Raw genomic sequence first — 13800 nt, 5'->3', positions numbered from 1 at the left:
TGTTCTGGCTGCTTACTATCGGCTATACTCGCGCCATTGTAGCCGACTAAAAATGTGAACCCAATGAAATTTCCATGTCGTTTAGATAAATTTATTAGCCACCTAGCTCAAATACCGCGCAGTAAAGCAAAAGCAGGAATAAAGCAAAAAAACGCAACGATAAATGGTGAAACTGTAACCGCATTTGATCACCCAATTAGTCAAACTGATGAAGTATTATGGTTTGATGAAGCCTTGATATTTTTAGGAAAACGCTATTTTATGCTCAATAAACCGGCGGGTTATGTGTGTGCCAACACTGATGAATTACACCCAACCGTTTTTGACTTGCTCGATGAGCCTAATATGAATGATTTTCATGTTGCTGGCCGCCTTGATATAGATACCACAGGGCTAGTTTTAATTACCAATGACGGCGATTGGTCGCACAAAATCACTTCACCTAAACACAATAAATTCAAGAGTTACTTGGTTGAAACTCAAGAGCCATTGACTGATGATGCACTTGCGCAGCTTCGCCAAGGGGTGCAATTACACAATGAAAAAGCTCTTACTCGGCCAGCTAAAGCAGAGGCCTTGGCCAGCTACAGTTTACGCTTGTCGATCAGCGAAGGTAAATACCATCAAGTTAAGCGAATGCTTGCCGCTGTAAATAATAAAGTAGTTGAATTGCATAGAGAAAAAATAGCAAACATTGAACTTGACCATTGTCTTGCTCAAGGAGAATATCGACCCCTTACAGAACAAGAACAACAACTTTAATATAATCTTGATAATATTTCATGATAGCGTTGTCATTTTTTATTAATAAAAACTAACAAATCGACGAAAAACGTGGTAGAAATTACTTAGGCATACATGATAAGGGGTTACATTGTGCATTCAGGTCTACCACTAAAAACAAAAATAGCGATCTTTGCAATTGCAATTTTTATTGCATTAATTGCAATCGCAACATTAGGATTACAATCATTAAGTCATGCAAGCCAAAGCGATAATATTGCGCGGATAAACCAACTTATGAAAAGCACCAGTAACATCGTGTTGCAATTCGAAGAGATGGTAGAAAAAGGTCAATTAAGTAATCAACAGGCCCAACAATTAGCAACACAAGTGTTACAAGAGAACAAATATCATGACTCTGAGTATGTTTATGTTGTTGATGATAAATTAAACTTTATAGCCGCTCCTCATGACCCGCAGCTTCACAATACCAGCTTTAATGACTTTAAAGATGCCAAAGGCAACAGTATTGGACGAATAGTTGAACGATTAGTTGGTAATAAAACAAACACAATTATTACATATCACTGGGATTCTGTCAGAGACGGAGACATCGTTAATTTAACCTCAGTTGTACAAAAGACCCCATTATTTGGCTGGTATATTGGCACTGGTATCAGTGAAAAAGAAGTTAATGAACGTTATTGGAATACCGCAAAGTGGTTACTTGGTCTATCCTTAATTATTGCAGTTGCACTAACTATTGCAATAGCTCGCTTTGGTATTTCATTGAGCAATGCACTCGGTGGTGAAGTTGATGAAGTTATTGATATTGTAAAACAGGTATCTCGAGGCAAATTAAACTCACATATTCGAACAGATGCGCCGCCAGAAAGTATTATAGCTGCGATGCATTATATGCAACAGGGCTTACGAGGTGTTGTTGGTAGTATTAAAGATGTAACTGACAGCCTTAAAAGTCAAAGCGTAGATAACGAATCGCGCTCTACTGAGCTTGATAAGCTAACTCGTAGTCTAAATGAAGAAACCCACATGGTTGCCTCAGCAATCACCGAGCTTACAGCATCAGCGCAAACAGTGGTTGAACATGCCGAGCAAGCAGCCCACTCGGTGCAAGAAGCTGAAAGCCAAGGTCAAAACGCAAATCACTTAACCACAGAGGCTGCGGATACCATAGTTCTTTTAGAGCAACAAATTGATAGCGCTGGCAATAACATCCAACTTCTTGATGATGAAGTAAATAATATCGCAAATGTGCTAAGCGTTATTCAAAGCATAGCTGAGCAAACCAACCTACTTGCGCTTAATGCAGCGATAGAAGCCGCACGAGCAGGAGAGCAAGGCAGAGGCTTTGCGGTGGTGGCCGATGAAGTTAGAGGGCTTGCACAACGTACTCAAACCAGTACAGAAGAAATACGTAACATGATTGGCAAGCTTCAAACCGCCACCCAAGATGCTAAGACCTCTGTTAACCTAAGCATTACTACTAGCGAACAAACCGTTGCTAAATCAAAACATGCTAGTGAGGAGCTGCAACGAGTAGCTTCGTCATTAAGTGCCATAGCACAAATGAGTCATCAAATAGCGATTGCAGCAAAAGAGCAACTTGATGCTGGTGAAGATACTGCAAAAAGAATCGTGACTATTTCAGATACAGCCTCACAGACTGCTGACGTATCACATCAAGCGCATGCAGCAACAGATTTAATTAAAGGGCTAACCAATAATTTGGAGGCTGAGACTGATAAGTTTAGGTCTTAGTTAGCTTTTAGGTAAATACCTTCCCTTAAAAAACCCGCTAAATAAACGCGGGTTTTTTATTGTTTTACGATTTTATTTGTACTAGGTCGAAGTCAGCAAGGTCTGGCACGATCATTTGTAAACGTGACTCTGTTACATCTAATGAGTTTAAACACTCACAATACTCAGAGGCTTTAAGCTCAAGCTGATGCGCTTTTTTTTGCAACGACTTATCAATTTCTTTCGAGATAATATCCATCCGCTGGCCCATATCATTAATACGATCCTCGATGTTACCTTCGCGAGATTTAAATGCATCACCCAGCGATACTAAAATAGCACCTAATGAGCCATGAACTGCAGAGTGAATTTTTTTACTTATCTCTTCGGTAAAAAAATCATCAATTTTAGATAGTGATTGTGGCGCAATAAAAAAGAAATCATCGCCACGTTTAAACTTATCCATTAACGCGCGCTCAACGTATTGTAATTGTGTTTTAAGCACTTCAGGCTCTTTATCTGACATACCCTCAACAACTTGTTCAATGGCGCTTAAACCGAGGTTAACACCATCTGTAGCGAGCTCTACCAGCTCAGGGACGGTATCTCGTATTCCTTTACTGAACTGCTCCAATACTTGGCTTTCTTCATTACTTAAATCTATCCAATAGCCGCGAATAAAAAGTTGGTTATTATTATTTATTTGAACTCGCGTTTGCCCTTTATCGACAATACGAATTACGTCATCGGTGATAATAAGGCCGTGACTAAGTTCAACTTCACATTGGACTTGAGAAAAAGCGAAAGGACTTGAAAGTGCTATAGACAACGCCAATATCGAGCGAGATAAAAACGCCATAAACACCTCAAAAAGACAAAACATGGAAGGCGGCTAGGTTAACAAAAAAACAATTTTATGCAAGAGAAACGAGCTAGAACACATTTTCTCTAGCTAGTTTCAAAAGTGTGTCAACTCACAATCCCAAGTGGTTGTGCTGTTTGCCATGCTCCACGGGTAAAGTCAGGAATATCAATCGATGCACTACGATTACCTACAGATTCGGCTGATAGTGGAGATATAACTGACCAAGCAGCACCATCGTATACATCTTGATCTAAAGGTTCGCCATTACGTAAACAATAAATCATGCGCCAAAACATTAAGAAATCCATGCCCCCATGGCCACCGTTGCGCTGTGCTTCTTCGCCCATTTTAGTCCATAGTGGATGGTCGTATTGTTTATACCAATCAGCCATTTCATAATCCCACTCATGAAAGCTTTTAGAGCTCCCCTCTTCAAGTGCAATTCGGTTAGGGAAGCCGGCGAATACACCATTGGTGCCTTGAATTAAGTTATGACGAGAATAAGGCCTTGGCGTAGTTGTATCATGCTGTACCATAATACTGCGTCCTTTCACTGTTTTAATCAATGTTGTGTTCATATCACCAGCTATATATTTAAGCTGATTGCGCTGATGTCCCTCGGGAAACTCTCGTTTAGCGTAAGCTTGACGACCCAGTGCCGGTGAACTCATAGAGGTTAAAAAATCAAAACGGTCACCACGGTTAATATTCATATATTGAGAAACAGGCCCTAAGCCGTGAGTTGGGTATAGGTTTCCGTCACGCTTAGCATGCCAAGCCGTTCGCCACGACCCTGTTTTATGATCGAGTTCTTTCATTTGCCAACGCAGCTCATGAATGTAGGCAGCCTCGCCATGTAATAGCTCACCAAACACGCCTTGGCGAACCATGTTAAGCACCATCAACTCATTACGACCATAGTTGACGTTTTCCATCATCATGCAATTTTTTTGTGTGCGCTCTGCTGTATCTACAATTTGCCACATTTCATCAACTGTTAATGCAAGTGGTACTTCTACAAACGCATGTTTACCGCTGTTCATTGTGTCTATAGCCATCGGCGCATGCCACGCCCACGGGGTTGAAATAATGACAATATCGATATCATCACGGTTTAGCATTTGTTGATAAGCTTTATCAGTGCCAGAGTACAGGGCTGGTTTTGCTAGCCCATTCTGGGTTAAATAATTGGCTGAACGTTGTAATACTTCATCATGGGTGTCACAAATTGCGACGATTTGTGTACCATCAATATGGCTCATTCGCTTTACGTGACCAAAACCGCGTTGACCCACACCAATAAAGGCAACTCTGACAACATCCATCTTAGGGGCTACTAAGCCGATAACAGACTGGCCTTGCTGAGTGGGTGCGAAAACAGTATTAGCTGTGTTACTACTAACACAGCCTGTCACAACACTTGCAGCAGCGGCTGCACTGGCGGCTTTGAGAAAATCTCTACGATTAAACTGCTTCATTATTTTTATCCTTGATTAACCTCAATGCAACTTACCTAAAATAGGTGATTAGGTAAAGTAGACCAAGGTAGTTCACAAAAAAATGAGATGAATCGGGAAAGTTAAACCTAGCGTAAAAATACCCTAGGCTTAGTAATTAAACATCACTTAAAATTGCTTTAAGCGTTTGCTTTTTTGCTAAAATATCACGGTACAGAGCAAACTGGTTTTGCGCTCGCTCAAGGTTGTGGTTTTCATGTTTAATTGCAAAGTAGTTGTCGCCATCAATGTAATCAGTTAGAAAACGCAAACCTATCATAAAAGTCATTACTTTAGTGCCTAGCCAAAAACTTTGCTTTTCTTGCTCGGTTATCAAACCTTTTAATGGTTCAACATAGCCTTTCACTACAGCAGCGAAAATCTCTTCGCGTACGCGTACGTTATCAAGATTCGTTGAATCTTCTTCCTCTGGAGAGCAAAAAGTGCGTACCATGTCGCCAAAATCATACAGCCAATAACCCGGCATGCAGGTATCTAAATCAATCACCGCTTTTGCAGCGTGAGACTTATTACAAAAAAGCATGTTATTGATTTTAGTGTCGTTATGGCAAGGCCTTACTGGAACTACACCACGCAATTTTTTTAGCTCATCAACTAAACCAAGTTGCGATAAACAAAAATCGACCTCAGCTTGGCAACTCGTCAAACGATTAACAGGGTCTCTGGCAATCACAGATTTTAACTTCTCAGCTCGCATTGCTAGATTATGAAAATCAGGGATCACATGGTGCAACTGCTCGGCATCAAAATCTTCTAATGCCACGGCAAATTGGCCAAATGCATTGGCGGCAATTTCTGCTTGTGAAGTATTTTCAACTACATCTTCACTATAACTGCCGCCAATAAATTCGAGTGCGCGCCACACACCATTATCACAATCTACTAAAAAATCGCTCGCCTGGGTCGGTACATGACGAATGATGTCTAAATCATAGTCACCTAGTTGATGTTTTTGCGATAAATGACCTTCAATTAAACGTGCGTTCTTAACCAACATTTCAGGCTCAGGGAACACCTCAGTATTTAACTTTTGCACAACCAAGGATTTATTTTCAGCAGTTAACAGCATGGTACTATTTATATGGCCATTGCCGATTGGCTTCATACTAACAAGTTCATTGCCCAAGCCAAAACGCTCAGACAAGTAAACCGCAACGGGGTTTGACTTCATACTTATTTCACTATTATTTCGCCCAGAACAGGGCAATATCGGGGATAACTCATCCATGGCGTAACTCATATAACTTTTCTGCAACTTCCTGTAATTCTGATTTATATGTCACGCCATACCAAGGCTCTTGTGCAATATATACAGACACTTTTTGTTTGTTTGTTAAAATTAACTTTTGTATTTGATCGGGTAAATAATACTCCATTTTGACACCGCTGTCATGTTTTTGCAGAAACTCAAAAAAGCCCCGCTCTAAACCATCAAATAAAGCGGGCGTAATGCCCCAAAAACTCATCGAACCTAAAGCGTTATTGTCAATTTTCTCTCGAATGCCAGTGGGTGTATCCCCCATCAAATCTCCATTTTCATCTTTTATATTTAAATACTCAACCACTCCCTGAAGGCACTCACTTTGAATTTGGCAAACACCGCGGTTCACCCCCCCTTCAGCGGATAAAGTATCAGCAATAGGATAGCCGACCATGGCCCAATTTGATTGATTTTTAAAATGCTCACTGATTAATTTGAATGACGTTGCGCCATAATAATCATCAGCGGTGATCACAATCGCAGGGTTATGAATATATTCTTTAGCACACAATAACGCATGTCCAGTGCCCCACGGTTTTGTGCGGTGCTTAGCTATATCAGCAAATTGTTTTGGTATTAAATCAATACGCTGCTCTACTAATATTACTTCTAGCTGCGCTGGTAATCGAGGTAGAATTGTGTTCTCAATTTCAGCTCTTACGGCTTGATTAATAACAAGCACAACTTGTGTAATGCCTGCAGCGTAAGCATCGTGAATACTCAGCTCCATAATCGTGCAGCCTAAGCCTGTGATCTCTGCTATTTGCTTATTACCACCAAAGCGACTGCCTAGACCACCTGCTAGAACCACTAAACTTAATGCATGTTTTGTACTTTCCATGTTTTACCTAATATTGCTCTATTGTAAATAATTGTACCAGTTTTACTTATCAAATCTAAGCTGTGAGGGAGTTGGGTATTACTCCAACAAAAACGGCGACTTAGTACTAAGTCACCGTTTTAAAGCTAATCTAAAATAGGCATGAATTAAGAATTCGCGTACATTAATTTATGCTTGATATAGATTTGTGATCACCAGATCTTTACCCGTTCCTCTGGTTTAATGTACATTTTATCACCTTCTTTTACATCAAACGCTTGATAAAACTCAGGCATATTAGACAAAATACCAATTACACGATAATGGCTCGGTGAATGTGGATCCGTCATTAAACGGTTACGTAGTTCTTCATCACGGTATTTACGGCGCCAAATTTGTGACCAGCCCATAAAGAAGCGTTGGTCGCCTGTGTAGCCATCAATTAAAGGCGCTTTGGTTTGCCCTAGTGATAGCTGGTAAGCTGTATAAGCTACCGTTAATCCACCCAGATCACCAATATTCTCACCCAACGTGAGTTCACCATTAACACTGGCATCTTCAAATGGTTTATATTCGTTATATTGAGCAACTAACTGACCTGTACGCTCTTCAAACTGCTTAAGATCTGACTCACTCCACCAATTGCGAAGATTGCCGTCACCATCGTATTTAGCTCCCTGGTCGTCAAAACCATGACCAAGTTCGTGGCCAATCACAGCACCTATCGCACCATAATTGACCGCATCATCCGCTTCTAAGTTAAAAAATGGTGGCTGTAGAATTGCTGCTGGAAATACAATTTCGTTATTTACAGGGTTATAATAAGCATTTACAGTTTGTGGTGTCATGTGCCATTCAGAGCGATCAACAGGCTGACCTAATTTTGCAGTCATATCTGCATAAGACCACTGGCTATGGCGTATATAGTTACCTACGAGATCATCCGCTTTAATTTCAAGCTCTGAATAATCTTTCCAGTTATCAGGGTAGCCAATTTTCGGTGTAAATTTATCCAGTTTTTCTTTCGCTGCAAGTTTAGTTTCTGGGCTCATCCATTCTAGATTTTCAATGGCTACAGCATATCCGCGAATAACGTTATCAACAAGCTCTTCCATGCGCGCTTTTGCTTCTGGCGGAAAGTTTTCTTTAACGTAGACTTTACCTAGGATCTCACCTAATACACTATTGGATGCATCAACTGTTTTCTTCCACAGTGGTGCTTGCTCTTTTACACCTCGTAAAGTAGTACTGTAAAAGTCGAAGTTAAGATCAACTAAGTCTTTATTTAATAAATTCGCATAGTTACTTACAAAATGAAATTTAAGGTAATGCTGCCAAGTTGCTAAGTCGGTATCTTTATAAATATCTGCAAACTTTTCAAAATAGCTTGGTTGACCCACGATTATATCTGCGGTATCAACACCTGACGCTTTAAAGTACTCGACTAAGTCAAATTCCCCGGTTAGTTTACTTGCATCAACAACCGACATTTTATTATAAGTTTTGGTTGCATCGCGTCTTTCTACGCGGCTCCATTGCGCCTCAGCAATTCTCTTTTCAAGAGCAAGAATGTTACTTGCAGCTTGCTGGGCATTTTTAACGTTTGCATGCTCTAATACTTGTGTAACATAAGTGAGGTATTGCTCGCGGATTTTGCTAAACTTTTCATCATCTTTGATATAGTAATCACGATCAGGTAAGCCCAATCCTGATTGATATGCATATAAAGCATTTTCACTTGAGTTTTTTGCATCGTTATTTACATACCAACCAAACGGTACGCTGCCACCCTGGATACGCAATTGCGCCATTAAAGATACTAAATCAGATTTAGCGTTAACGGCATCAATATTTGTCAAAATTGGTGATAACGGCTTAATGCCTAACTCTTCACGCTGAGCTTCGTTCATGTAACTATTATAAAAAGCGGCCAATTTAGATTCGTCACTGCCTGGCTTAACATTTTTATTCGCAGCAGCTTTTTCAAGCACCGCCTTCATGGCTTTTTGCGAGTCATCATAAAGTTGAGTAAATGAACCATAGTTAGATTTATCACCTGGAATTTCAGTCGTTTCTAACCACTGACCATTTACATGGTAGTAAAAATCATCTTGGGCACGAACTGATTTATCCATGTTCGTCAATTCAATACCTGAATTTAATTGCTCAACAGATGCTGTTTGTACTGTGGCCTCAGGTGCATTTGTTTGTTCTTGTTTATCACCACAGCCAACCAGCCCTAAAGCCAGCGCAATACTTGCAGCGCTAAGAGTTACTTTTTTCATGAGAGTCTCGATTGTTAGATATTATTAAAATATTCAGAAGTAAAATACTTCAAAAAGCGATTCGCTCGCATATCTTAAACCTGTTAGTGATAACAATAAACCAGCAAGTTAAAACGACTGTCTTTAATATGTAACAAAATCTATCAAGTCGTGTCAGCTAATTTTGTTGACCCAAATTCAAGATACAAAAAAACCGCTAAAAAGCGGTTTTTTTTATCAATTACAAGTTATTTTATAACGCGTAAATGTGAGCCTTTTTTCTTGTCTGGTTTAGGCGGTGTAGGTTCATCATCAGCGATAAACTCTTCGTCTAAATCAACACTTTCAAGCTCAGTAGCAAAGTCGTCTTCGTCCTCTAAAAACTCATCTGCGGTAAATACTGTGCCTTCTCCATTCTCGCGAGCATAGATTGCAAGTACAGCACCTAATGGTACATATACCTGCATCGGCTGTCCGCCAAAACGGGCATTAAAACTTAATTGTTGTTTATCCATCGAAAACTGCGTGACGGCTGAAGGACTAATATTCAATACAATTTGACCATCTTGGACAAATTGCGTTGGTATTTGCACAGCAGGAAAATCAGCATTCACCACTAAATGGGGTGTACATTGATTATCGACAATCCAATCAAAAAATGCGCGAAGTAAATAAGGACGATTAGGCGTCATTACAAACGGATCTCACGTTCTGCTTCAGTCAGAGATGCTTGGAAAGATTCACGTTCGAATAAACGAATCATGTATTCTTTCATCTCTTTAGAACCAGCACCATTAAGCTCAATACCAAGCTCTGGTAAACGCCATAATAGCGGCGCTAAGTAACAATCAACTAAACTGAATTCTTCGCTCATAAAATATGGCGCTTCAGTGAAGATTGCTGATACAGCAAGTAACGCTTCTGTTAGTTCTTTACGTGCTTGTGCTGATTCAGCACCGTTTGCGTAAATCTTTGCAGCTAAACTATACCAGTCTGTATCGATACGATGCATCATCAAACGGCTACGACCACGCATTACCGGATATACTGGCATTAGTGGAGGATGAGGAAAACGCTCATCAAGGTATTCCATGATGATGTTTGCCTGATATAAACCAAGCTCACGGTCGATCAGTGTTGGCACTGTACCGTAAGGATTAATTTCATGAAGTGCTTCTGGTAAGTTATCCTTTTCAGCCAGATGAATGTCTACACTTACGCCTTTTTCAGCAAGTACAATACGCACTTGGTGGCTATACATACAGTTAGCACCAGAAAAAAGGGTCATTACAGGGCGCTTATTGGCAGCTACGGCCATGCCTACCTCCATTAAATAACAAAAACAGCAATAGGGGCTTAAGCCCCTATTGCAAAATTACCTTTAAAAACGTTCAAAATTAATGAACATCTCTCCAGTATTCTTTCTTCAGCATAAATGACAAGATAAATAGGATAATTAAAAATCCGATTACCTTAAGGCCAAGCGCTTCCGATTCAAGACGTGTAGGTTCACCTACATACTCGAGGAAATTCGTTAAATCACGAACAGCTTGGTCATACTCATCTACACTTAATTCGCCAGTACCATCAGTTTTAGTGCCAACAACTTTAGTCACAGTGTGACCATGTTCTTGTACATCTTCAATGATAGGTGTCGGTAAACCTTGCAGCTCTTGCAGAACATGCGGCATACCTACCGATGGAAATAACGTATTATTTACACCGAACGGGCGAGATTCATCTTTATAAAACGATTTTAAATAGGTGTAAATCCAATCACTGCCACGCACTCGCGCAACATTTGTTAGATCCGGCGGAGCCGCACCAAACCATTTTTCAGCATCATCTTTTTCAATCGAATTAGTGATGTGGCTACCAACTTTTGAACCGTCAAAAATAAGTTGCTCTTGCCCTACTTCAGTCGGAATACCTATATCGCGGAAAGTACGCTCATAACGTTGATACTGCATTTGGTGACAACCAAGACAGTAGTTCATGAACAACTTAGCACCACGTTGCAACGAAGGCTGATCAGTTAAGTCATTACCTGCTTCCAATAATGGAACTGACGGGCCAGCCGCCATTGCCGGTAATACGTTTATTGATAAAGCAAATAAACCGATAATTAGCTTTTTCATCATTTCGTTAACCTCTCTGGCAATGGCTTAGTTTTTTCATTCTTACTGTATACAAATAACAGTACGAAGAACATAAAGTAAGTCACAGTACACACTTGTGAGATAATCGTTTTCAAATCAGTTTGAGGAGTTGCACCCACCCAACCAAGTAAAACGAAAGTAACCACAAAGCCTGCGATGTTCCATTTATGGAAGCCACAACGGTAACGAACCGATTTCACTGTACCACGGTCAATCCAAGGTAATAGTGCAAGTACCACAATCGATGCACCCATCGCCGCAACACCAATTAACTTATCAGGGATTGCACGTAAGATTGCATAGAATGGCGTAAAGTACCAAACTGGGAAAATATGTTCAGGCGTTTTCAGTGGGTTTGCCGGCTCAAAGTTCGGCGCTTCTAAAAAGAACCCACCCATCGCTGGCATAAAGAACACAACCCAACAGAATAAAATTAAGAAACCAACCACGCCCATAATATCTTTTACAGTGTAATATGGGTGGAACGGTATCGCATCAACAATGTCTTTTTTGTCAGTGTAATACTCATGGAATTTAAATTTAGGCTTATCTTCTTCAGCTACAGAGCCTTTCTTACGCTTAATTTCAACACCGTCAGGGTTATTTGAACCCACTTCGTGAAGTGCAACAATGTGTAAGAACACTAAGATAACAATAACTAATGGTAAGGCAATAACATGCAATGCAAAGAAGCGGTTAAGCGTTGCACCAGATATTACATAGTCACCACGGATCCACAATGTTAAGTCATCACCAATTACCGGAATGGCTCCGAATAATGAAATAATTACCTGTGCACCCCAAAATGACATTTGACCCCATGGTAATAAATAACCCATGAACGCTTCAGCCATTAATGCTAGGAAGATAAACATACCAAACAACCACAGTAATTCACGTGGTTTTTGATAAGAACCGTAGATCATGCCACGGAACATATGTAGATATACAACGATGAAAAACGCTGACGCACCCGTTGAGTGCAAATAACGTAACAACCAGCCGTATTCAACATCACGCATGATGTATTCAACAGATGCAAACGCACCTTCAGCTGAAGGCACAAAGTTCATCGTTAACCAAATACCGGTTAGGATTTGGTTAACTAGCACTAACATGGCTAACGAGCCAAAAAAGTACCAGAAGTTAAAGTTTTTAGGTGCTGGATACTGTGCAATATGCATGTTCCAAACACGAGTCATTGGGATACGGTCGTCGATCCAACCAATAATCTTACCAAACATTAGGCTACCCCTTTTTCTTCGCCCACTAAAATAGTGGTCTCATCAAGAAAAGTATAAGGTGGTATTTCTAAATTTAATGGTGCAGGTACCGCTTGGAATACACGGCCAGCCATATCAAATTTAGAACCATGACATGGACAGTAGAAACCATCATCCGTGCCTTCTACTTTTTCACCAAAGCCACCGTTAAGGAAACCAGGCGAACACCCTAAATGAGTACAAATACCTACAGCGACAAAAATCTCTGGACGTATTGAACGGTAGTCATTAGTTGACGATTCTAATTGTTGTGGCTCTTGCGATTGCGGATCACGAAGTTGACCTTCGTGAGCTTTCATCTGCTCAAGCATTTTTGGGGTCCGTGATACAACCCATACAGGTTTACCACGCCACTCGACACGTATTAATTGCCCTGGCTCAAGTTTGCTGATATCTACTTCTACAGGCGCACCCGCAGATTTAGCTCGCTCACTTGGATTCCAAGACGCAATAAAAGGAACAGCAGCCCCAGCCGCACCAACACCACCAACAACAGAGGTAGCTATGGTTAAAAAGCGACGTCGGCCATTGTCTACAGGCGCATTGCTCATCCACTTATCTCCACTATGATTCCCAACACTTGCTATATTGAGAACATCAGTTACAGCAATTTAATTTTTAGAAATTTTAAAATAGAAGCGATCATAATTAAAACCCCTGATTAAAACAAGGTTATTAACAGCTTCATGCTCGAATATTCCCGACTTTATCAACCCGTTGACTAAGTCAGCTCGAGCATACAGCCGTTTTTATGATATTACTTTTACAAAAACAATATACTGACCGAGATCAACCCCACTAAGCGGAAGCAGATAAACTGCAGATGGTGCTGTTGAACTCACTCACATTACTTGCCAGACAATTGTAGCAAAAAAATCCACCAATTAACTGATGGATTTACACTTATTATGATTATTATTGAACTTTTTTTAAAGTTATACGCAGTAAAGGCCTAAGCAGGTTAATTATTAGGCGTAAATTTGATATGAGTTTGCTGGTTACTTATAAAAAGTGCGAGTTTGCGAGTTTGCGAGTTTGCGAGTTTGCGAGTTTGCGAGTTTGCGAGTTTGCGAGTTTGCGAGTTTGCGAGTTTGCGAGTTTGCGAGTTTGCGAGTTTGCGAGTTTGCGAGTTTGCGAGTTTGCGAGT

Annotated in this window: 12 protein-coding genes; 2 read left to right on the top strand and 10 right to left on the bottom strand. The window is 40.4% G+C overall.

Annotated features, from left to right (window positions below):
• Window positions 1–63 precede the first annotated feature (63 nt).
• Window positions 64–762, top strand: a complete 699-nt coding sequence (gene rsuA / locus QMA12_RS16975; RefSeq protein WP_087533161.1) for a 16S rRNA pseudouridine(516) synthase RsuA — start codon at window positions 64–66, stop codon at window positions 760–762.
• Window positions 763–876: 114 nt separating this feature from the next.
• Complete coding sequence (locus QMA12_RS16970; protein ID WP_290209465.1) at window positions 877–2505, top strand: methyl-accepting chemotaxis protein; 1629 nt, start codon at window positions 877–879, stop codon at window positions 2503–2505.
• Between the two features lie 64 nt (window positions 2506–2569).
• Here QMA12_RS16970 and QMA12_RS16965 read toward each other — a convergent pair whose 3' ends face one another.
• The 10 genes from QMA12_RS16965 to petA form a co-directional block, all read right to left on the bottom strand.
• Window positions 2570–3343, bottom strand: a complete 774-nt coding sequence (locus tag QMA12_RS16965) for a YggN family protein (protein ID WP_087533101.1) — start codon at window positions 3341–3343, stop codon at window positions 2570–2572.
• 110 nt (window positions 3344–3453) lie between these two features.
• Window positions 3454–4827: a Gfo/Idh/MocA family oxidoreductase gene (locus tag QMA12_RS16960; protein ID WP_290209464.1), complete on the bottom strand. Its 1374-nt coding sequence runs from the start codon at window positions 4825–4827 to the stop codon at window positions 3454–3456.
• Between the two features lie 136 nt (window positions 4828–4963).
• Window positions 4964–6037, bottom strand: coding sequence for an aminoglycoside phosphotransferase family protein (locus tag QMA12_RS16955; RefSeq protein WP_087533103.1), 1074 nt, complete (start codon window positions 6035–6037; stop codon window positions 4964–4966).
• 49 nt (window positions 6038–6086) lie between these two features.
• Window positions 6087–6968 carry an NTP transferase domain-containing protein gene (locus QMA12_RS16950; RefSeq protein ID WP_290209463.1) on the bottom strand — a complete coding sequence of 294 codons (882 nt, stop codon included), beginning with the start codon at window positions 6966–6968 and terminating at the stop codon, window positions 6087–6089.
• A gap of 191 nt (window positions 6969–7159) precedes the next feature.
• Window positions 7160–9232, bottom strand: coding sequence for a M13-type metalloendopeptidase (locus QMA12_RS16945; protein WP_290209462.1), 2073 nt, complete (start codon window positions 9230–9232; stop codon window positions 7160–7162).
• A gap of 227 nt (window positions 9233–9459) precedes the next feature.
• On the bottom strand, window positions 9460–9903 hold the full coding sequence (locus QMA12_RS16940; protein ID WP_087533106.1) for a ClpXP protease specificity-enhancing factor: 444 nt from the start codon (window positions 9901–9903) through the stop codon (window positions 9460–9462).
• Window positions 9903–10529 carry a stringent starvation protein SspA gene (sspA, locus tag QMA12_RS16935; RefSeq protein WP_087533162.1) on the bottom strand — a complete coding sequence of 209 codons (627 nt, stop codon included), beginning with the start codon at window positions 10527–10529 and terminating at the stop codon, window positions 9903–9905. The genes QMA12_RS16940 and sspA overlap by 1 nt, the downstream gene beginning before the upstream one ends.
• A gap of 79 nt (window positions 10530–10608) precedes the next feature.
• Window positions 10609–11352: a cytochrome c1 gene (locus QMA12_RS16930; protein ID WP_087533107.1), complete on the bottom strand. Its 744-nt coding sequence runs from the start codon at window positions 11350–11352 to the stop codon at window positions 10609–10611.
• Entirely contained in the window at window positions 11349–12614 is a 1266-nt protein-coding gene (locus QMA12_RS16925) for a cytochrome b N-terminal domain-containing protein (protein ID WP_087533108.1), read from the bottom strand. The genes QMA12_RS16930 and QMA12_RS16925 overlap by 4 nt, the downstream gene beginning before the upstream one ends.
• Window positions 12614–13204: a ubiquinol-cytochrome c reductase iron-sulfur subunit gene (gene petA, locus QMA12_RS16920; protein WP_087533109.1), complete on the bottom strand. Its 591-nt coding sequence runs from the start codon at window positions 13202–13204 to the stop codon at window positions 12614–12616. The genes QMA12_RS16925 and petA overlap by 1 nt, the downstream gene beginning before the upstream one ends.
• Between the last annotated feature and the right edge of the window lie 596 nt (window positions 13205–13800).

Origin of the sequence: Pseudoalteromonas sp. APC 3893 (assembly GCF_030408095.1) — a bacterium.
GTDB lineage: Bacteria > Pseudomonadota > Gammaproteobacteria > Enterobacterales > Alteromonadaceae > Pseudoalteromonas.
Note: the sequence above shows the minus strand (reverse complement) of the source record. Positions and strands in the feature narration are given on the sequence as shown.